This window comes from Collinsella sp. HCP28S3_G2, assembly GCF_052065125.1.
GTDB lineage: Bacteria > Actinomycetota > Coriobacteriia > Coriobacteriales > Coriobacteriaceae > Collinsella.
The window spans coordinates 1-706 of the sequence record NZ_JBQHUO010000040.1; the positions used below are offsets into that span (position 1 = coordinate 1).

The window sequence follows — 706 nt, forward strand, 5'->3', positions numbered from 1 at the left end:
TGACCGCGCTCGCCGACAAGGTCGCCGACGAGGGCTACGACGCCGTGTTCCTGATGGGCGTCGGCGGCACCTGGGACGAGCTCATGCAGCTCGAGTACCTCATGAACAAGTTCGGCGACCGCGACCTCGAGGTCTACCTGATCCACGCCGCCGAGTGGAACGTCTCCGGCCACAAGCGCATGACCGAGAAGTCCGTCGTGCTCACCGCCTCCGAGTCCGGCACCACCCCCGAGGTCCTCGAGGCCGTCAAGAAGATGAAGGGCATGGGCGTGCGCGTCTACGCCATGACCAAGCCCGAGGGCCCGATCGGCCAGGCCGTCGGCGCCGAGAACTGCGTCGCCATGGCTTCCGACCATGGTTCGGGCGGCTGCGAGAAGGGCTACTACCTCGCCGACTGCTTCGGCCTGCGCCTGCTCAACCGCCGCGGCTGCTTCCCCAAGTTCGACCTGTTCATCGAGCAGACCAAGGACATCTGGAAGGACATGCTCGATATCCGCAAGCGCTTCGAGCCGCGCGCCGAGGAGCTCGCCAAGAAGTACGCCCTGGCCCCCTACACCATGTTCATCGGCTCCGGCGCCCTGTGGGGCGAGACGATCCTGTTCTCGATGTGCATCCTCGAGGAGATGCAGTGGAAGCGCACCCGCTACATCACCTCGGCCGACTTCTTCCACGGCACCCTCGAGCTCGTGGAGCCCGGCGTCCCGGT

Annotated in this window: 1 protein-coding gene; it reads left to right on the top strand. The window is 66.1% G+C overall.

Annotation, left to right across the window (positions count from 1 at the left end; all coding sequences use genetic code 11):
• Positions 1 to 706: SIS domain-containing protein (locus tag ACTNB2_RS08855; protein ID WP_441042641.1), on the top strand; the 706-nt coding region annotated here is incomplete at both ends.